Genomic DNA, 261 nt, shown 5'->3' with positions numbered 1-261 from the left:
ACAGACCATGGAGTCCAAGGTTCTGGTCCGGTCGGGCATTCGGAGTTATTAGTACGTAACGGGACTGCATCGAAAGCTCGTTATAAAGTAAAAGAAGGCGTTGATTTTGATGTAAACCCTGGATTAAGTGATTCAATCTCAATGTTAGGTAGTATTGGCAATCAATTGCGAGAACGGCTTTTGCCGTCAGCAGGAGCGAAACTCAACGACGCCCTAAGGCTTATTTCAAGAGCAAAAACAACGCTAAATAGCGCACCATTC

The 261-nt window shown here is 44.8% G+C and carries 1 pseudogene; it reads left to right on the top strand.

The features are described 5' to 3' along the window. Positions 1-261: pseudogene (locus tag AB4486_RS28135) on the top strand (WYL domain-containing protein); the annotation flags it as partial.

Origin of the sequence: Vibrio sp. 10N.222.55.C6 (assembly GCF_041473395.1) — a bacterium.
Classification (GTDB): Bacteria; Pseudomonadota; Gammaproteobacteria; order Enterobacterales; family Vibrionaceae; genus Vibrio; species Vibrio crassostreae_C.
The sequence above is the reverse complement of the archived record's forward strand: the minus strand, read 5'-3'. Positions and strand labels throughout refer to the sequence as shown.